An 18,458-nucleotide genomic window follows, 5' to 3' on the forward strand; every position below is an offset into this window, starting at 1 on the left:
GCGGTTTCCCCTTGTCGTTCTATTTGTCTTTCGGGAATACAGTGCCGAGGTTGCGCCAGTCTTCGGCGGAGTTGGTCGCCTGGGCGTTCCAATCCTGGTAGGTGCTCATCATGTCCGGCACCTGGGCCGGCCACCAGCAAGGGTCGGAGCAGCCATACAGGTCGGCCTCCATCGGCTGGCACAGCGAGCTCACGCCACCGAAGGCGTCCACTTCCCAGCCCGGGTCGGTGGTGGCGGTGCAGCCAGCCACCGCGCTCATCGCCAGCACTTCTTCGACGCGGTCCTCGGCGGCGGCCTGTTCAAGGATGCGCGCCTTGTTGTTCAGCGGTTTGAGGTGCTTCATGTCAGTGCGCCTTCCTGGGAGTGATGTAGCGGTCGATGAAGGCCGGGTTGGCGGCCATGATGCGGCTGTAGACCTCGATGCCGAAGTCGACCCAGTCGCGCATCAGCTCGCAGTAGTGGTAGGTCGGGTGCTGCGGGTCGCCGTAGCGGGCGTAGCTCTCGTGGTAGCAGCCACCGGAGCACAGGTTGCGGATGCGGCAGCTGTCGCAGCCGGTGCCGCTGCGGTCCAGGCGCTGCGACAGGAAATCGTTGAGCTGCGCCTGCTTGACGCCCTGGTGCACGTTGCCGAAGGTCGGCAGGCTGGAGCCGGTGAAGCGGTGGCACAGGTTCAGTTCGCCCTCGTGGTCCACCGCCAGCATCTTCAGCCCGGCGCCGCACGGCAGGGCCTTCTTGTGGCCTTCGTGGATGTCGGTGATCAGTTGGTGCAGGTTGGAAAAACCGATGTTGCGGTGCTCCAGTGCCGCCTCCAGGTAGCGCCGGCCCAAGGCCTTCATGTTGGCGAACACCTGCACCAGTTCGTCACCGCTGAGGTTGAAGTCGGCCATGTCGCCGGACGTCACCGGGGCAAAGCCTACCTCGGCGAAGCCCAGTTCGTTGAACAGGTGGTTCCAGATGGTCTCGACATCGGTGATGCCACGGGTCAGGGTGACCCGCGCGCCCACTGGTCGGCTGCGGTAGCGCGACAGCAGCATGTCGGCCTTGCGCCGCACCACGTCGTAGGTGCCCTGCCCGCCCACGGTGATGCGATTGCGGTCGTGCACGGTCTTGGGCCCGTCGATGCTCACCGACAGCCCGAATCGGTGGGCGTCCAGCCAGTCGACGATCTCCTCGGTGAGCAGCGTGGCGTTGGTGGTCATGATGAACTCGACCTGCTTGCCCGCCGCGGCGAAGCGCCGCTCGCAGTAGGCCACCATGTGCTCGATCAGCGGCCAGTTGGACAACGGCTCGCCGCCGAAGAACACCACGCTGTAGCGCGTTTCATCGGGTGACTCCTTGAGCAGCATCTCCACCGAGGCCTCGGCGGTGGCGCTGTTCATCTTGCGCCCGGCCGAGGGCTTGTCGAGGTCTTCCTTGTAGCAATAGGTGCAGCTCAGGTTGCAGCCAGTATTGACGTTGAGCACCACGGTGTTCAGCGCCGTACGCTCGACCTGCTTGAGCGCGATCTCCGGGGTTAGTGGCGAGCCGTCGCTGACCACCTCCAGGGCGATCAGTTCGCGCAGGGTTTCCTCGATGTCCTGCCCGCTGAACCGCTGGCCGAGGTGCTGCATCAGCTCTTCGGCGGAACAGCCCTGGCGGCGCAGGGTGTCGATGATGCCGCCGGTCACCGCGTCGGCGGCGAACAGCGAACTGCTGGGGATATGGAACAGCATGCGGTCGGCATCGACCTGCACTTCATGCAGGTTGCGTTCGACCAAGTTCAGTAGTGCGCCCATGGCGAGCTCCCGATATGCGAGTGGTCAGGTTGATGCCTATGGCAGCGGCGGGTTGTTCCAGCGCTGCACGGTGACGATCAGATGGCCTTCGCCCTGCTGGCCGCCGTCGGCCAGGGTGGCGATCACCTTCAGGTTGCCGGCATTGTTGGTCATCATCTTGCGCGCGGGGTTGGGCCCGGCGCCGCCGGGCACGAACACGCCATCGGCCTGCATCGTGCCGGCGAACTTGAGGTCCTCGTCCTCGACCGCCCGTTCGTTGAACGGCTCGACCTTCCAGGTCGCCGGCAAATAGCCGATGCGCAGCGCCTGGCCGTTGGCATCCTTGCCCCAGGCCTCGGCCTCGAAGCGGCCCTGGACCTTGGGCACCGAGGCGCCGTTCTCGCCAATGCGGGCGATGGAGAACGCCGGCACCACCTTGACCTCGTCAACCTGGTCGTACACCGCCAGTTGCGCGCCCTTGAGCGCGCCAACGGCCACTTCCCGCAGGCCGGCGGCGGCATCCTTTGCGGCACGCGCCTTGACCCGGATCAGCGTCGGTGTCGACTCCAGCACCTCGCTCACCTCGACGCCCGCGCCGAGGTCGGGCTTGCCGGACAGGTCGCTGCCCACCAAGGTGATCTCGCTGTCGCTGCCAGCCTTGATGAACGCCGGCTGCACCGCCAGCAGGCGCCCCTGGCCGGCCTGGGCGGCGCTGAAGTCCAGGCCGCGCTCGTCGTGTTCGGCCTCGAACATGCGGCCCTGCATGCGCCCGTCGATGGCGGCGAACACCTGGCGCAGGTTGGCCTCGCCCACCTTGACGTTGCCGCGCCATTCATAGCCGTTGTAGAGGATCGCCGAACCACTGCCGTTGAACGGCGTGCCGTCGGCGTAGGCGCCCTTGACCTCGACCTGGAAGGTATCGCCCTGCCCCGGGCTGACGCTCATCACCCCGCGCACATCGCCCTTGGCCAGCATATGGCCGCTGAACGCCCATTGCCCGGCCAGGGTCTTGGCCTCGGGCCGCGCCTTGAGCCATTCGGCCCAGGCCGGATTATCTAGGGCGAAGCGCTTGGCCAGGTCCGGCACCATCTGCTTGAGGGCGATGTCCAGCCAGTCGCGGTCACGGGCCTGGGCCTGGTACTCGAGGGACGGCCACTGGCCGAGGTGGAAGTTGACCAAATGCTCCCATTCCTGGGCCGGACGCCGCTGCAGGGCGACCCGGGCGCCGGAGTGACAGCGCCCGCACATCTGGCTGAGCTGATCGTCGAAATGTTCGACGGTGTTGAGCCGGCGCTCCATGGCGTAGCGCACACCGTCAGTCTCGCTGGGGGCCAGGCCTTGCTTGTCGGCCAGGTACTTGACCAAGGTGCGGCGGTCGTCGTCGCTGATCGAAAGGCCATGCATCACCTGCATGCGGGCAATGCTCATCAGCCAGCCTTCGGGGGTCTTGCGTTGATGGCTGATGCGACTGTAGCTGTCGTTGCCCTCGGGGATATGGCACCCCATGCACTTGCTCTGCAACAGGCTCGGGCCCTGCTCGGCCGCCATGGCCTGGGCGGACAACAGGGCGGTGGCGACCAGCGCCAGTGTGCCCGCCTGCCGCCGGAGTCGAGTCGTCTTCAAGGTCAGACCTCCACGGTTATTGTTCTTATCGTTATTCGCCCGCCTGGGAACTGCGCGGTGCATGTGACAGAGGCAATACAGGAACTGTGCCAGGTGCGCCAAACCTTTTCTGCGTCAATGGTTTGAGCCTAGACCAGGTGCCGATTCCCGGCGGCTTGATGACTGAGGGGCGTGCCATTTCGCGACGGGGTGTATCACCTTGAGACACCGCCTTTTCAAGGTGTTGTGAATTGACGTCCGACTTGAATTTGCCGGGGTCGCTTTGCAGCCCCGGCAATAGGGCTGACCTTGAGACAGCGTTTCCGGGGGCTGCGGGTTACCGCGCCAGGCGCCCTGTCTCGCGCCGTCTCAATCTGCGACACCCAGACCGTTGCCCTGGCTGCCCGGATGGCGGCAAAACCCCTTGCCTGCGGGCCTCTGCCTGGCTTCGCGGGCCTTGGCACGGGCCTTGCCAAAGCACTGGCCACACCCAAAAAGCCAAGAGGCACCGTCTCATGAATACCGAATTGCCGATCCTCCCCGCTACCCGCGCCTTCCTGGCGCGCAAGCTGAAGATGCGTATCGGCGCCGAGTGGCAGGATGCCGCAAGTGGCCAGACCATGACCTTCCGCAACCCGGCCACCGGGGAAGTGCTTGGTGAAGTGCCCTCGGCCGAGGCCCAGGACGTGGACCGCGCGGTACAGGCCGCGCGCCAGGCCTTCGACGACTCGGCGTGGAGCCGCATGCGTCCGCGCGAGCGGCAGAACCTGCTGTGGCGCCTGGCCGAGCTGATGGAGCGCGACGCCCAGCAGTTGGCCGAACTGGAATGCCTGAACAACGGCAAGAGCGCCGTGGTGGCCAAGGTGATGGATGTGCAGTTGGCCATCGATTTCCTGCGCTACATGGCCGGCTGGGCCACCAAGATCGAAGGCAGCACGGTCGAACCCTCGATGCCGCTGATGCCCAACGGTGACTTCCACGCCTTCGTCCGCCGCGAAGCCGTGGGCGTGGTCGGCGCCATCGTCGCCTGGAACTTCCCCCTGCTGCTGGCCTGCTGGAAGCTCGGCCCGGCCCTGGCCACTGGCTGCACCATGGTCCTCAAGCCTGCCGACGAAACCCCACTGAGCGTGCTCAAGCTCGCCGAGCTGGTGGACGAAGCCGGCTACCCGGCCGGGGTGCTGAACGTGGTCACCGGTACCGGCCTGAATGCCGGCGCTGCCCTCAGCCGCCACCCTGGCGTGGACAAGCTGACCTTCACCGGCTCCACCGAGGTCGGCAAGCTGATCGGCAAGGCGGCGATGGACAACATGACCCGCGTCACCCTCGAGCTGGGCGGCAAGTCGCCGACCATCGTCCTGCCCGATGCCAACCTGCAGGAAGCCGCCGCCGGCGCCGCCTCGGCGATCTTCTTCAACCAGGGCCAAGTGTGCTGCGCAGGCTCGCGCCTGTACGTGCACCGCAAGCACTTCGACAACGTGGTGGCCGATATCGCTGGTATTGCCAATGGCATGAAGCTCGGCAACGGCCTGGATCCTTCGGTGCAGATGGGCCCGCTGATCTCGGCCAAGCAGCAGGACCGGGTCACCGGCTACATCAACCTGGGCCGCGAACTGGGCGCGACCCTGGCCTGCGGCGGCGAAGGTTTTGGCCCGGGCTACTTCGTCAAGCCCACGGTGCTGGTGGATGTCGACCAGCGCCACCGCCTGGTGCAGGAAGAAATCTTCGGGCCGGTGCTGGTGGCCATGCCCTTCGATGACCTCGACGAAGTGGTGCGCCTGGCCAACGACAACCCCTATGGCCTGGGCGCGAGCATCTGGTCCAACGACCTGGCGGCGGTGCACCGCATGATCCCGCGGATCAAGTCCGGCTCGGTATGGGTCAACTGCCATAGCGCGCTGGACCCGGCACTGCCGTTCGGCGGTTACAAGATGTCGGGCGTTGGTCGCGAGATGGGCGCGGCGGCGATCGAGCACTACACCGAGCTCAAGGCGGTGATGATGAAGCTCTGATGCGGGGGAGCGGGTTCGCTCGCGAACCTGGCAACACAGTGCCTGGCACCGGCTGCGCCGGTGTTCGCGGCTGAAGCCGCTCCCACAGCGACCGCGCCGACCTCAGGCCATGCATCACACCTGTGGGAGCGGGTTTACCCGCGAAGCAAGCGACGCGGTGCCTGGCACCGGCTGCGCCGGTGTTCGCGGCTGAAGCCGCTCCCACAGGGACCGCGCCGACCTCAGGGCATGCACCACACCTGTGGGAGCGGGTTTACCCGCGAAACAAGCAACGCGGTGTCTGGCACCGGCTGCGCCGGTGATCGCGGCTGAAGCCGCTCCCACAGGGACCGCGCCGACCTCGGGGCATGCCCCACACCTGTGGGAGCGGGCTTGCCCGCGAAGCAAGCGACGCGGTGCCTGGCACCGGCTGCGCCGGTGTTCGCGGCTAAAGCCGCTCCCACAGGGACCGCGCCGACCTCGGGGCATGCCCCACACCTGTGGGAGCGGGTTTACCCGCGAAGCAAGCGACGCGGTGCCTGGCACCGGCTGCGCCGGTGTTCGCGGCTGAAGCCGCTCCCACAGGGACCGCGCCGACCTCGGGGCATGCCCCACACCTGTGGGAGCGGGCTTGCCCGCGAAGCAAGCGACGCGGTGCCTGGCACCGGCTGCGCCGGTGTTCGCGGCTGAAGCCGCTCCCACAGGGACCGCGCCGACCTCAGGGCATGCACCACACCTGTGGGAGCGGGTTTACCCGCGAAGCAAGCGACGCGGTGCCTGGCACCGGCTGCGCCGGTGTTCGCGGCTAAAGCCGCTCCCACAGGGACCGCGCCGACCTCAGGGCATGCACCACACCTGTGGGAGCGGGTTTACCCGCGAAGCAAGCAACGCGGTGCCTGGCACCGGCTGTGCCGGTGTTCGCGGCTGAAGCCGCTCCCACAGGGACCGCGCTAGCTTTAGCAGTTGAGCAAGACAGTTGCTCCCACAGCGATAGTGCAAGCTTCTGAAATTTGAGCAAGACAGTTGCCTGCTGGCAACTTCAGCGGTAACCCTGCTCATGCAGCCAGCGCGCCACCATGGCCTGCTGTTCCGGCGCCACCAGGCGCGCTAGCGCTGCTCCGGCCTGCAGGCCTCGTACTATCGGCGCCAATTCCACGCCTTGCAGGTGCCAGACTCCCAACGGCTGGTCCGCCGTCACCACCACCTCGGCTTCGCTCACCAGCCCATCGCGCAATACCGGCTGTGGTTGCACCCGCACCGCTTGCCAGTCCGGTGCCTGGTGCAATGGCTGCGCGTCCGGCCAGCCCTGGCGCCGTGCCCAGAATGGCTGCCCGGCGCGGCCTTGTTCCTGTCGATAGAAGTCCCGTCCGATACGAGCGAAGCGCAGGAACAACTGTTCGATACGTGTCTGGTGAAAATACTGGGCCAATGCCGCCCGCTCGGGGTGACGCAACAGGGTGTTGATCACCGCCGGTGCCTGCAATGCCGACGACAGCGACTGGAAGATTCCGTTGCCCGACAACGGGTCGACCGCCATCGCCGCATCGCCGACCCGCAGCCAGTCGGCGCCGGCGCAGCTGCCGGCCAGGATCGCCGTGCTGCTGCGCGCATGCACCTGGGCCGGTGCAAGGGCCTCGGGGCCGAATACCTGCGCCACCAACGACGACTGGCGGCGGCGCTCGGCACAGTAGTCGGGCAATTGCGCCTTGCCTGGCAGCTCGGCGGCGGCGGCATCCAGGGTGATCTGCCAGTAGCAGCGACCATCGGCCAGGCGTGCCATCCAGGCCCAACCGTCGTCCAGGCTTTCCACCGCCGACATCGGCGTCCCGGGGCTGGACTGCCACAGATTGAGCAGGCTCAGCGTTTCCGGCCCGCGCAGGCGCCCCTCGGCCAACGGCGCCTGGCGCCCGCGCGCCTCGACCAGAAAATCCCCCGCTACCCCCTGGCCGTCGTCCAGGCTGACCTGCCAGCGCCTTTGGCGTGCCACTTCACGCACCCGGCCTGCGATCAACTCCACACCCGCCCGGCGCAAGTCATCGCGTAGCGCCTGGTCGAAGCGTTGCCGATCGAGCAGGCACTCCTGGTTCAACTGCAAGCGCTCGCCGCTCCAGTGCACCTGGCGGGTCGCCGGTGTGGTGGCCTGCGCCAACGCATCTCCCAGCCCGGCATGGCGCAAACCCTCCAGCACGCGTTGCGATACACCCTCCACGGCGGCGAAGCGGCGCCAGTCCGATACCACGGTCACCGCGTAGCCCATGCGCCGCAGGCCCAGCGCCGTGGCCGCTCCGGCGGGGCCGGCACCGAGTACCAGGATGCGCGCCTCAGCCATGGCCAGCCCCCTTGCGTTCAGGCCCGGTAAACGCCGCGTGGCGCTTGAGCCACAACAGTGCCGTGGTCGGATCGAGCTCGGGTTGCGCGCGCAACAAGGCGGCGATCCGACCGGTAAAGGCAGCACAGGCCAAACTGGCCCCGGCAGTCCCCGTGGCGCCGACGGACGCGCCAAAGTCGGCTTGCGCGGTGCCCAGCCATGACCATTGCCCGGGAGCACAGCGGGCATCCCCGGTCACCCTTACCACCCCGGGATAGCTGGCGGGGTATACCGGGGCGCCACGGGCCGGGCTCGATGCGCACAACAAGGCGCCGGCGGCCTGGGCCTCGGCGCAGGCCTGACGTAGTACCGGACGGTCCTGTTGCAGCCCCAGGCTCAGGTTGATCAGGCTGGCGCCCTGCTCCACCAGCCACAACAGCGCGGCGGCGACCTGCAAGGCGCTGGTGCTGCCCTGCCGGGTAAACACCTGGGCCATCAGCAATGGCGCGCGCCCGGCCTCGGCATGCAAGCGTGCCACGACCGCGCTGCCATGCCCCAAGGTGTCCGGGTGCAGTTCACCCTCTTGCAGCACGCCGTCCTCGAGCCAGAAGCGTCGGCCCAGCAGCGCCTGGCCGTCGGCACAGCCGCTGTCGACCACGCCGATCAGCTGTTCAGTGGCCATGGCGCGCGGGTTCCTGGCAGTACAACCGGCCCAGGTGCAATACCAGGTGCACATCGGCATCGGCCAGGGTCGAGGCGCGGTGGCTGATGAGAATCCGTGTGCGCCCGGCAAACAGCTGGTCGATGGCGCCGATCACTTCGCGCTCGGTGGCCTCGTCCACCGCCGAGGTGGCTTCGTCCAGCACCAGGATCGCCGGCTGCTGCAACAAGGCCCGGGCAATGGCGATGCGCTGCTTCTGGCCACCGGACAACTGCTGGCCGCGCTCGCCCAGCAGGCCGTCCAGGCCCAGCGGCAGGCTGTCGACCAGGCTCTCCAGGCGGGTCAGGCGCACCACCTGCTCAAGCTCGGCGCGGCTGGCCCAAGGCGTGCTGTAGGCCAGATTCTGCGCCAGGCTGCCGCGAAACAGCACGATGTCCTGGCTGACCACCGCGATACGTCGGCGCAGCGCCGCCAGGTCAAGTTCACGCAGGTCGACGCCGTCGAGCAGGATGCGCCCGCCATCGGGGTCGTAGAAACGTTGCAGCAGGTCGATCAGGGTCGACTTGCCAACACCCGAGGCGCCGCTGAGGGCCACCTTCAGACCGCCCGGGATATGGGCGTCAGCCTGCTCCAGCAAGGCGCCCTGGCGCCCGTCATGGGCAAAGCTGACTGCTTCCAGGCGCAATTCGCCCGGGCCGTCCGGCATCGGTCGCGGGGTCTCGGCTTCGCGCACCGCCACGGCTTCCTGCCTGAGTTCCATCACCCGGCCCAGGCTCACGGCCATGCGCTGCACGGCCACATACAACCCCAGCAAGCTCTGCACCGGGCCGACGGCCATGCCCATGTAAGTGGAAAACGCGATCAGCGCGCCGAGTTGCCAGGTGCCCTGGATCACCCACCAGCCGCCGACCAGGAAGGCACAGGCCCGGCACCACGAGGTCAAGGTGCCGGGCACCGCCTGGGTGAAGAACTCGGTGAGCTGCACCTTGAGCAACTGCCCCATGTAGCCCTGCCCCAGGCGCTCCAAGCGCTGGGCTTCCCGGCCTTGCTGGCCGGCGGCCTGGATGAACTTCATCGCCGGCAGGGTCTCGACCAGGAACGACGAGACATCCGCCGAGCGCTCGCGCAGGCTGCGCACCTCGCGCTCGACCTTGCGCCGCATCCAGCGCAGCCACAGGACCTCAAGCGGCACCAGCAGCGCCAGAAGCAATGACAGTTGCCAGGAAAGCATCAGCATCAACAGCACCGCGCCGACCAGGCCGATCAGCGCCGAGACCGCCGCGAACAGCGAGTCCACGGCAAAACGCTGGATCTCGGCGACATCGCCATCGAGCCGCGAAAGGATATCGCCGGTGCGCCGCTGCCCGTAGAACGTCGGTGACAAGCGTTGCAGGTGGCGGTACAGGTCATCGCGCAGGGCGAACAGGATGCGCCCCGACAGGCGCGTGTGCAGGTAGCGGTTGACCCCGGCCAGCAGCGTGCCGAGCAGGCCGGCGACGATCATGATCGCCGCCATGTGCCACAGGGTCTGGTAGTCCTTGGCCAGCAGACCCTGGTCGATCAAGGTCTTGACCAGCCAGGGCTGGGCCAGGGCCAGCAGCGATGCGCCGAGGGACAACCCCAACAGCACGCCGATGGCGCGCCGCTGCGGGCGCACGAAACTGTACAGCCAGGCCAGCGCTTGGCGCATCAACTGCGGGTCGCCAGACTCGATCAGCCGCGCGAACAGAGGCCCCATGGCTCAGCCGCGCAAGTGCTTGAGCTTGCGGTACAGGGTCGCCCGGCTGATGCCCAGGGCCTCGGCGGCGGCCGACACATTGCCCTGGTGCCGGGCCAGGGCGGCACGGATCAGCTCAAGTTCGTTGTCACGCAGGTTGCCCGAGGGCGCCGCGGAGCTGGCCAGTTCATCGAGCAGACAATCGGTGAGGTGGTCGAGGGTCAGCAGCGTCTCGCCCTCCTCGCGCATGGCCAGGGCGGTGCGCAGCACCATCTCCAGCTGGCGGATATTGCCCGGCCAGTCGAAGCCTTCGAGCAGCGCGGCCAAGGGCGGGTCGAGACTCACGCCACGGGCGCCGGACTTGTCCAGCAGGCCGTGGACGATCGCCACCAGGTCGTCACGCTCGCGCAATGCCGGCAGGCGCAGCGACACACCGTTGACCCGGTAGTACAGGTCTTCGCGAAAACGCTGTTCGGCCACCAGCCGCTTGAGGTCGCGGTGGGTGGCGCAGATCAGCGCCACATCGATGGCCTGCTCGTCGCCGGCGCCCAGCGGCGCCACCCGGCGCTCCTGCAGCACCCGCAACAGGCGCGCCTGCAAGGCCAGGGGCATGTCGCCGATCTCGTCGAGGAACAAGGTGCCGCCATGGGCCTGCATCAAGCGCCCGACCATGCCACCGCGCCGCGCGCCGGTGAAAGCACCGTCGCGGTAGCCGAACAGCTCGGACTCGATCAGCCCTTCGGGGATCGCCGCGCAGTTGACCGCCACGAACGGCTTGTCGGCGCGCGGGCCGGCTTGGTGCAAGGCGCGGGCGGTGACTTCCTTGCCGGTGCCGGTCTCGCCCAGCAGCAGCACCGGCAAGCCACCGGCCAGGCCCTGGCGGGCCATACGCAAGGCCCGGGCCAGCCGCGCATCGCCACCGGCCAGCGCTTCCAAGACCTGGGCCTTGGCCGTTGGCGCAGGCCGGGGCACCGTCACGCCACCCTTGAGCGCCGTTTGCCGTGGCAATTGCAGGGCACGGAAGAAGAACTCGCCACGGGCAGTCTGTACGCTGCTTACGCCGCCCTGCCACAGGCGGGCGATGAAGGCCGGGGAACGTTCGCCAAGCAGGTCGCTGGCATGCTGGCCAAGCAGGGCCTGGCGGCTCACCCGCAGCAGTTGGCAGGCATTGTCGTTGGCGCCCATGACCTCGCCATCCAGGCTCAAGGCCAACAAGCCTTGCCAGGCGCTGGCCAGGTATTGCGGGCGGCTGTGCAAGGCCAGCACCAGGTGCTCGGCATGCTGCAGCCCGAACAGACGGTTCTCGATCTGCCCGGCAGCCAGCAGCAGCGTCGACAGGCTGTCCTGGGGCTGGGCCATGACGCCTTCGCGGGTCACGTCGAGCACACCGATCACTTCGCCGCGCGGGTCGCGAAGCGGCACCGAGGTGCAGGAAAAGGGGCTGAGGCGGTCGAGGTAATGCTCGCCGCAGTTGATCAAGGTCGGCTGGCCTTCGACCACCGCCGTGCCGATGGCATTGGTGCCGCGCAGCGCCTCGCTCCAGCAACTGCCCGGGTGCAGGTCACGCAGGCCCTCGCGGGCCAGCACGTGTTTCTGGCCTTCGATGGCCAGCACGTTGGCCTGGGCGTCGCCAAGAATGACGATGCCGCTCTTGCCCTGGCGCTTGACCAGGTAGTCCAGCTCGGGGGTGACCGCGTCGATGAGCTGGCGGTTGTGCTCCAGCAGCGTGCGCAGGTCCAGGCCCTGGCGCGCGCCCAGGCCCACCTGCTCGCCTTGCAGGCAGTCCAGGCCGTGGCTGAGGCTGCGCCGCCAGGAAGCGTCGATCTCGTCGCGCAGCATGCCCGAGGGCAGTTCGCCTTCATTGGCCAGCTTCAAGCGGACCAGGCGCGATTGCTGCACGGGGTCATTGGCGTTGAGGGTCGAGGTGTCGTGTCGCGCCATTGCATGCTCCAGCGGTGTCTCGTGCGCACGAGGCATCGGTTTTTTTCGGCAGTGTGCGTCAGAAACGGGTTGGCGTCACCAGGGGCGTGCATGTCGCGGGCAAGCACGCGGCCACGCGTTTGCCAAATCGCCTTCCCCCATTCCCCAACCCTGGGGCCTGTTGCCCCCCACGGCTCCGGGCCTGACGCCCCAGCGCAGCGCCAAAAACAGTGCCCCAGAGCCTCCCGCCCCGATCCAGGCAAACCTGGCACAACAGTTGCCGATCCCTCCCCAGACGCCCCAACCCATGGGCCCGTATGCAGGAGGAAGCAACTCATGCACCGACCGACACCTCACCCGCTGGCCGTGGCGATCTTCGCCGGCCTGCTCCAGCTACCAGCCCAGGCTGCGCTGTACGCGGTCGACAGCGGCCCCTACGCCCTGCCCACCGGCAAGTTCCCCGCCTGGTACCAGGACAGCCATGGCCGGGTGCTCGACCTGTGCCTGTCCAAGGCCGTCAGTTCACGCGTGGCAGGCGCTCCCGGCGCACCGTCGTACATGTGCACCCTGCTGCCGACACCTGGGGTGTTCGACGACACCCGCCCCATCGTCTTCCCCAGCAACTTCCCCGACGAAGCCTTCTGGTTCACCGCCGACGCGGCGATCGTCGACGCCGCCCGGGGCATCGACCTGAGCTACGGTTCGGCCATCGAGGCGGCCTTCAGCGCCGAGGAACCCAAGGACGGCGACCAGCTGAGCTTTGCCCGGGTGCGCATCCGCGTCGATGTGCCAGTGGCCGGCACCTACGTGGTCACCCACCCCTACGGCGTCGACGTGTTCGATGTGCCGGCCGGGGGCCGGCGGGCGATCAACATGACCCGCGACATCGGCATCGGCTCGCCGGGCGACTTCAGCGGCGCGCTCAAGGGCGACGTCGGGCCCTTCCTGCGCAGCGTCAACGGCCCTTACACCGAAACCAACCCGGGCACCGGCGCCAGCGAGCGTTTCGTCGGCGATCCGAACCTCGAGGAAGCGGTGACCGGCAGCCCGTTCAACACCAACTTCGTGCGCATCGAAGGGCCCAACGGCATCGACCTGCGTACCGAGCTGTTCTCTGTGTCCGGCAAGCTGTCCACGGTCAACCGCCCGACCCCGCTGATCCCGCAGCGCAGCACCTACTCGCGGCGCAGCGAGAACGGCGACCTGCGCGCCCAGCAGGACGTGTTCGTCATGGCCCCGCCGGCCCCGGCCACCGTGACCCTGAGCAGCCAGACCCCAAGCCTGGCCCTGGGCGAGGCCAACGGTACCGGCGCCTGGTACGCCCAGTCGGCGCTCAACCCGACCTTGCCGCTGACCTTGCAGGTGACCGCCGACAACAGCCTGGCCATCGCCACCAGCACCCCGACCACCACGGCCATGCCGCTGGTCGACCTGGTCACCATCAGCCGCGCCGAATACAGCCTGGCCAGCGGCCAGCTGACCCTGGTCGCCAGCAGCAGCGACGAGACCAGCCCGCCCGCGCTTACCGCCCACACCGGCAATGGCGCGCTGATTGGCAATCTCAGCGGCAATGGCGCGGTCAAGACCCTGACCACCGGGCTCTCGCCGATCCCGCCGGCGCGGGTGCAGGTCAGCAGCGCCAATGGTGGCAGCGACAGCGAAGACGTGGTGCTGGTGCCATGAACAGACAAAGGCCCCGCCCTCAAGGAGGCAGCATGAACACTTGGTCACGCCGTGCCCTGTGCGCCGCCGGTTTCACCCTCACCCTGAGCAGCGCGGCCTGGGCCGCGCTGACCGAGGTCGACCCCGGCCCCTACACCTTCGCCACCGGGGGCTACCCCATGTGGTACAGGGACTCCACCAACCTCGCCCTGGAGCTGTGCCAGTCGCGCGCCACCAGCACCCGTGCCCCCGGCGCGCCAGGGGCGCCGGCCTACATGTGCACGCTGTTGCCTGAGCCGGGGGTGTATGACGACACCCTGCCCTTGGTGTTCCCCGACAACTGGCCACCCGAGATGTTCTGGTTCCTCGCCGAGACCGAGATCCCGGCGGTGGGCAACAGCGGCTACGAGCTGGAAGTCTATGTCGCGGGCCTGGAAGCGGCGTTCGCCGCCGAGAACCCGGTCGACGGCGACCAGCAAAGCTTCGCCCGCATTCGCATCCGCGCCTCGGTGCCGCGCGCCGGCACCTACACCATCACCCACCCCTATGGCGTGGAAACGGTCACCGTCGCCGCCAACCAGGTCGGTCGCCGGGCGATCAACATCACCCGCGACATCGGCATTGGCGCCGCGGGCAACTTCAGCGGCGCCCTGAGCGGCGATCTCGGGCCGTTCCTGCGCGGTGTCGGCGGCCCCTATACCGCGGTCAACCCCGATACCGGCGCCACCGAGACCTTCGTCGGCGACCCGAACATCACCGAAGCGGTCACCGGCAGCCCCAACAACACCAACTTCGTGCGTATCCAGGGCCCAGCTGGGACTATCCAGACCAACGTCTTCACCGTCTCCGGCAAGGTCCTCGACCAGCGCCAGCAGACCCCGGTGACCCTCGAACGCGCCACCTACCAGCGCAATGCCGCCGGCACCCGCGTCGAGGTCTACGCCAAGGCGCCGAACAGCGCCAGCCTGTGCCTGCGCAATGGCCTGGCGCTGGTCGGCACGCCGCCTTCGCCGTGCCAATTCAGCCTGCTCGCCGACAACAACGGGCTGTTCTTCAGCCAGCAACTGAGCCAGGCCGTGCCGCCTGCGCTGGTGGTGGTCACCGCCAGCAGCCCCGCCGGCACCACCCGGCCGACCTCGCTGTCGAGCAAGCTCAGCGACGTGGTCAAGGTCAGTACCGCGCGCTATGACTGGGCCAGCAAACGCCTGGTGATCGAGGCACGCTCCAGTGACGAAGTGCTGGTGCCCGACCTGCTGGTGCAAGGGTTCGGGCGCATGTCCAAGGCCGGCGTGGCGCAGAGCCTCACGGTCAACGAGCTGAACCAGCCACCGGCGACCATCACCGTCAAGTCGGCCCACGGCGGCAGCGACGTGGAACCGGTGGTGGTGGTCGGCAGCGCCCCGGTGCAAGCCGAGAACCGACCGCCGCTGGCCCAGGCCGACAACGCCAGCACCAGTGTCGGCGTACCGATCACCCTCAACCTGCTGGCCAACGACAGCGACCCGGACGGCAATGTGCCTCTGTCGATCAGCGACCTCACCCAACCCGGCACTGGCCTGGGCGGCGTGGTGCTCAACGGCACCACCGCCGTCACCTACACCCCACCGGCTGGCGCCACCGCGCCACTGGTGGCGACCTTCAGCTACCGCGCCATGGACGCCAAGGGCCTGAAGTCGACGCCGGCCACGGTGACCGTCAACGTCGCGCCGAACCAGCCGCCGACCGCCGTGGCCGACAGTGCCGCCACCCTTGGCGTGCCGCTGACCATCAATGCCCTGGCCAACGACACCGACCCGGAAGGCAACCTGCCGCTGAGCATCGCCAGCGTCACCCAGCCAACCACCGCCGGACGCGGCACGGTCAGCACCGACGGCAGTGTCATTACCTACACGCCACCGGCCACGGTCACCACGGCTTTCACCACCAGCTTCACCTACGTGGCCCGCGATGCCCTCGGCGCGCTGTCCGCGCCCGGCACGGTCACCGTGCAGGTGTCGCCACGTCCGGCCCAGGAGACCTTCGCGGTCACCGCGGCGACGGTCACCGCCCGTTCCAACAACCGCTACAACTGGGACATCAGCGGCACCTCCTCGGTGACCACCGGCAACACCATCACCGTGCGGGTGACCACCACCACCGGCGTGCAGACCCTGGGCACCACCACCGTGCCGGTGACCGGGCGCTGGCGCCTGGCGGTGAGCAACAGCACCACGGCGATCCCGACCGCCGCGCCGACGGCCACCGTGACCAGCAGCCAGGGCACCACGCGCACGGTCAACGTGACCGTGCAGTAGCCGCCGGAGGATGCCATGAACCACCTGTATCCGCTGTTGCTGTGCCTGGCCCTCGCCGGCCAGGCACAGGCCGACGACCTGCTGGACAACGCCGACCTCGCCCCCGGCAGCGACCTCGGTGACCCGCTGGTGGTGCGCCTGCTGCCGGCCGGCGCCGGTCAAGCGGCGCTGATCGAGCAACAAGGCGCGGGCAACCGCGCCGCCCTCGACCAGAACGGCCAGGCCCTGCTTGGCCGCATCGTCCAGGTCGGGGGTGCGCAGGAGGCTTACATCCTGCAGCAAGGCAGCGACCTCAGCGCGATCATCAACCAGCAGGGCTATGGCAACGACGCGTCGATCCGCCAGAGCGGCAGCAGCAACAGCGCCGCCATCGAGCAGGTCGGCAACCATAACAGCGCCACCATCGACCAACGCGGCACGGGCCTGAACAGCACCGTGACCCAGGCCGGCAATGGCCAGCAGATCCACATCACCCAGTACCGCTAGACAGACCTGGAGGCATCACCATGCACAAGCTCGCCCCCCTGAGCGCCGCCATTGTCCTGGCCCTTGCCGGCCAGGCGCTGGCCGATGACAGCAGCTCGACCCAGTCCCAGCAGGGCAACCAGAACATCGCCGAGGTCAAGCAGTCGCTGGCGCCGTTCGCCTCGGCCAGCCAGACCCAGACCGGCCATGACCACAACCACATGGCCGTGCAGGACAACAGCACCAGCCATATCCAGCAGAGCGCCACCGGCTCGTTCAACGCCGGTTACGCCGAGCAGTTGTACGAAAACGGCAGCCAGATCACCCAGCACGCCGGCGGCGACACCAACGACGCCTTCGCCAGCCAGTCGGTGGGGGTCAACAACGAGGCACTGCAGCTGCAGCAAGGCAGCGGCAACCGCTCGGTGATCTGGCAGGACACCCAGACCACCAGCCAGGCCACCACCCTGCAATCGGGCCACGGCAACGACGCCACCATCGAGCAGCTGTTCGGCGGCAGCAACAACAGGAGCCTGATCCAACAGGGCGGCACCGGCAACCAGGCCGCCGCCGAGCACATGACCCATCAGGACGGCGATATCGCCATCTACCAGGAAGGCCAGCAGAACTGGGCCTACGGCGACCAGCGCGACGGCCTGGGCGGTAGCATCGGCATCAACCAGTACGGCGGCGGCAACTCGCTGGAGGTGTGGCAGGACAACCAGTCTGCCAGCCAGGCCAGCGTGTACCAGAATGGCCAGAACAACGAAGGCTACATCGACCAGAGCTTCGGCCAGGGCAACAGCGCCGGCTTGAGCCAGACCGGGCGCGGCAACGCCAGTTGGTCGGACCAGTTCGAAACCAACCAGTCGGTGACCAGCATCTCGCAGGTGGGCAACAACAACCTGCATTTCACCTACCAGACCGGCGATAACCACAGCCTGAGCATCAGCACCCGTGGCAATGGCAACCAGATCATGGCCAGCAACTGGAAAGGCGCGAAGTCCGGCGGGCAGTTCGGCAACAGCCAGAGCGCGGTGATCAACCAGGCGGGCAACGGCAACGGCGTGAACATCACCCAGGAAGGCAGCAGCCAGCTGGCCCGGCTGAACCAGAACGGCAACCGCAACCAGATGGAGACCCGCCAGGCCGACAGCAACAACGAGCTGTACTTCGAGCAGAACGGCAGCGACAACCTGCTGGTCGCCGACCAGCGCGGCACCGCCAACTACGCCGAGGGCCTGGCCGCGGGCAATGGCGGCAGCATTACCCTCGACCAGTCGGGCAGTGGCAACCAGAGTTACACCTACCAGCTGTACGGCCAGGGTAACCAGGCCACCATCAAGCAGACCGACGGCGTCAACCTGGCCTACGTGACCCAGGGCGGCAATGCCAACCAGGCCTTTGTCGACCAGAGTGGAGCCAGCCAGACCGCCACCATTACCCAGTACGGCAATGCCAACATGGCGACCGTTACCCAGCAGTGATTCCCTTCCCCCCTTGGACCGTGGCGTCGGTCTCTCCCTGGCGCCGCGGTTCTTTTTTTGGGATGCGGGTTCATCGGGGCGCCGAACTGCCGCAAAGCAAGCAACGCGGTGCCTGGCACCGGCTGTGCCGGTGTTCGCGGCTAAAGCCGCTCCCACAGGGATCGCGCCGGCCTCAGGACATGCACCACACCTGTGGGAGCGGGTTTACCCGCGAAGCAAGCGACATGGTGCCTGGCACCGGCTGTGCCGGTGTTCGCGGCTGAAGCCGCTCCCACAGGGACCGCGCCGGCCTCATGGCATGCACTACACCTGTGGGAGCGGGCTTGCCCGCGAAGCAAGCGACGCGGTGGCCTGGCACCGGCTATGCCGGTGTTCGCGGCTGAAGCCGCTCCCACAGGGACCGCGCCGACCTCATGGCATGCACTACACCTGTGGGAGCGGGCTTGCCCGCGAAGCAAGCGACGCGGTGGCCTGGCACCGGCTATGCCGGTGTTCGCGGCTGAAGCCGCTCCTACAGGGACCGCGCCGACCTCATGGCATGCACTACACCTGTGGGAGCGGGCTTGCCCGCGAAGCAAGCGACGCGGTGGCCTGGCACCG

The 18,458-nt window shown here is 67.9% G+C and carries 12 protein-coding genes; 5 read left to right on the plus strand and 7 right to left on the minus strand.

The genetic code is table 11. The annotated features are described in order from the left end of the window. Positions 1–19: 19 nt before the first annotated feature. The 3 genes from qhpC to peaA are packed head-to-tail and all read right to left on the minus strand — an operon-like array spanning position 20 to position 3,377. Entirely contained in the window at positions 20–343 is a 324-nt protein-coding gene (gene qhpC, locus HU772_RS12675; protein ID WP_046855356.1) for a quinohemoprotein amine dehydrogenase subunit gamma, read from the minus strand. 1 nt (position 344) lies between these two features. After that, positions 345–1,775 carry a quinohemoprotein amine dehydrogenase maturation protein gene (gene peaB, locus HU772_RS12680; RefSeq protein WP_186661370.1) on the minus strand — a complete coding sequence of 477 codons (1,431 nt, stop codon included), beginning with the start codon at positions 1,773–1,775 and terminating at the stop codon, positions 345–347. Between the two features lie 36 nt (positions 1,776–1,811). Beyond that, a complete protein-coding gene (gene peaA, locus HU772_RS12685) occupies positions 1,812–3,377 on the minus strand; it encodes a quinohemoprotein amine dehydrogenase subunit alpha (RefSeq protein WP_225923008.1) in 1,566 nt (521 codons plus the stop codon). A gap of 494 nt (positions 3,378–3,871) precedes the next feature. Between peaA and HU772_RS12690 the strand changes: the two genes are divergently transcribed. Continuing rightward, a complete protein-coding gene (locus HU772_RS12690) occupies positions 3,872–5,365 on the plus strand; it encodes an aldehyde dehydrogenase family protein (protein WP_186661367.1) in 1,494 nt (497 codons plus the stop codon). 1,018 nt (positions 5,366–6,383) lie between these two features. Here the strand turns inward: HU772_RS12690 and qhpG are convergent. The 4 genes from qhpG to HU772_RS12710 are packed head-to-tail and all read right to left on the minus strand — an operon-like array spanning position 6,384 to position 11,971. Next, positions 6,384–7,673: a flavin-dependent monooxygenase QhpG gene (gene qhpG / locus HU772_RS12695; protein WP_186662724.1), complete on the minus strand. Its 1,290-nt coding sequence runs from the start codon at positions 7,671–7,673 to the stop codon at positions 6,384–6,386. Further along, entirely contained in the window at positions 7,666–8,334 is a 669-nt protein-coding gene (qhpE, locus tag HU772_RS12700) for a subtilisin-like serine protease QhpE (RefSeq protein ID WP_186662725.1), read from the minus strand. The genes qhpG and qhpE overlap by 8 nt, the downstream gene beginning before the upstream one ends. After that, the gene (locus HU772_RS12705; protein WP_186662726.1) at positions 8,324–10,051 is read right to left on the minus strand and encodes an ABC transporter ATP-binding protein; all 1,728 of its coding nucleotides are present in this window, start codon (positions 10,049–10,051) and stop codon (positions 8,324–8,326) included. Before HU772_RS12705 ends, qhpE begins: the two co-directional genes overlap by 11 nt. 3 nt (positions 10,052–10,054) lie before the next feature. After that, the gene (locus tag HU772_RS12710) at positions 10,055–11,971 is read right to left on the minus strand and encodes a sigma-54-dependent Fis family transcriptional regulator (protein WP_186662727.1); all 1,917 of its coding nucleotides are present in this window, start codon (positions 11,969–11,971) and stop codon (positions 10,055–10,057) included. Positions 11,972–12,286: 315 nt separating this feature from the next. On the opposite strand from HU772_RS12710, the gene HU772_RS12715 reads away from it, so the two are divergent. Genes HU772_RS12715 through HU772_RS12730 form a run of 4 tightly spaced genes read left to right on the plus strand, consistent with a single transcriptional unit; the run spans position 12,287 to position 17,858 of the window. Then, a complete protein-coding gene (locus HU772_RS12715; RefSeq protein WP_186662728.1) occupies positions 12,287–13,633 on the plus strand; it encodes a hypothetical protein in 1,347 nt (448 codons plus the stop codon). Positions 13,634–13,665: 32 nt separating this feature from the next. Then, the gene (locus HU772_RS12720; protein ID WP_186662729.1) at positions 13,666–15,906 is read left to right on the plus strand and encodes an Ig-like domain-containing protein; all 2,241 of its coding nucleotides are present in this window, start codon (positions 13,666–13,668) and stop codon (positions 15,904–15,906) included. Positions 15,907–15,921: 15 nt separating this feature from the next. After that, positions 15,922–16,392 carry a curlin gene (locus HU772_RS12725; protein ID WP_186662730.1) on the plus strand — a complete coding sequence of 157 codons (471 nt, stop codon included), beginning with the start codon at positions 15,922–15,924 and terminating at the stop codon, positions 16,390–16,392. Positions 16,393–16,412: 20 nt separating this feature from the next. Beyond that, positions 16,413–17,858: a curlin gene (locus HU772_RS12730; RefSeq protein WP_186662731.1), complete on the plus strand. Its 1,446-nt coding sequence runs from the start codon at positions 16,413–16,415 to the stop codon at positions 17,856–17,858. Positions 17,859–18,458: the final 600 nt, after the last annotated feature.

This window comes from Pseudomonas xantholysinigenes, assembly GCF_014268885.2.
GTDB classification, from domain to species: domain Bacteria; phylum Pseudomonadota; class Gammaproteobacteria; order Pseudomonadales; family Pseudomonadaceae; genus Aquipseudomonas; species Aquipseudomonas xantholysinigenes.

Bases quoted from the DNA above. Each gene is read 5' to 3' on its own strand.
- HU772_RS12715 (WP_186662728.1), top strand. From the start codon at position 12,287: ATGCACCGACCGACACCTCACCCGCTGGCCGTGGCGATCTTCGCCGGC.
- HU772_RS12725 (WP_186662730.1), top strand. From the start codon at position 15,922: ATGAACCACCTGTATCCGCTGTTGCTGTGCCTGGCCCTCGCCGGCCAG.
- HU772_RS12705 (WP_186662726.1), bottom strand. From the start codon at position 10,051: ATGGGGCCTCTGTTCGCGCGGCTGATCGAGTCTGGCGACCCGCAGTTG.
- HU772_RS12730 (WP_186662731.1), top strand. From the start codon at position 16,413: ATGCACAAGCTCGCCCCCCTGAGCGCCGCCATTGTCCTGGCCCTTGCC.
- qhpG (WP_186662724.1), bottom strand. From the start codon at position 7,673: ATGGCTGAGGCGCGCATCCTGGTACTCGGTGCCGGCCCCGCCGGAGCG.
- HU772_RS12720 (WP_186662729.1), top strand. From the start codon at position 13,666: ATGAACACTTGGTCACGCCGTGCCCTGTGCGCCGCCGGTTTCACCCTC.
- qhpC (WP_046855356.1), bottom strand. From the start codon at position 343: ATGAAGCACCTCAAACCGCTGAACAACAAGGCGCGCATCCTTGAACAG.
- qhpE (WP_186662725.1), bottom strand. From the start codon at position 8,334: ATGGCCACTGAACAGCTGATCGGCGTGGTCGACAGCGGCTGTGCCGAC.
- peaB (WP_186661370.1), bottom strand. From the start codon at position 1,775: ATGGGCGCACTACTGAACTTGGTCGAACGCAACCTGCATGAAGTGCAG.
- HU772_RS12690 (WP_186661367.1), top strand. From the start codon at position 3,872: ATGAATACCGAATTGCCGATCCTCCCCGCTACCCGCGCCTTCCTGGCG.
- HU772_RS12710 (WP_186662727.1), bottom strand. From the start codon at position 11,971: ATGGCGCGACACGACACCTCGACCCTCAACGCCAATGACCCCGTGCAG.